The organism is Kitasatospora sp. SC0581 (assembly GCF_048159585.1).
In the GTDB taxonomy this organism is placed as follows: Bacteria; Actinomycetota; Actinomycetes; order Streptomycetales; family Streptomycetaceae; genus Kitasatospora.
The window spans coordinates 1-565 of sequence record NZ_JBLRWA010000113.1; the positions used below are offsets into that span (position 1 = coordinate 1).

The 565-nt window shown below is 71.5% G+C and carries 1 pseudogene; it reads left to right on the forward strand.

The annotated features are described in order from the left end of the window. Positions 1–565, forward strand: a pseudogene (locus ACLWS4_RS37330) (transposase); the annotation flags it as partial.

Below are 565 nucleotides of genomic sequence, written 5' to 3' on the forward strand. Positions count from 1 at the left end.
TACCCCGAGCGGCTTCGGGAGCAGTTCGAGGGCGTGATCTGGCGGTTCCGCTGCAGCGCCCAGTGGCGGGAGATGCCTTCCGAGTTCGGTCCCTGGCCGACGGTCTACGGCCGATTCCGTGTCTGGCGGGACGCGGGCGTCTTCACCGCCCTGCTGGAAGGCCTGATCGCCCAGGCCGCTCGCGAGGGGACAGCGGACCTGTCGCTGGTCAGCGTGGATTCCACGTCCGTCCGGGCTCACCACGACGCCGCCGGGATGCTCGTCGACGAGGAGATCATGGAGGCCCTGGAGGAGGCCGCGCGGGAGCAGGAGGAGACCCGACAAAAAGGGGCGAGCCGCAGGAACAGAACGGACAGGACGAGCGGCGACGCGCCCGGCTCCGTCGTGGGCTCCGCCTGAAGGAAGCCCACCTCGGACGGTCCCGGGGCGGGCTGACCAGCAAGGTCCATCTGGCCGCCGACCGCAGGTGCCGTCCCCTGGCACTCGTGCTGACCGCGGGGCAGGCCGGTGACAGCCCGCAGTTCGTCCCCGTGCTGGAGAAGGTCCGCGTCCGTGGGCCCGTCGG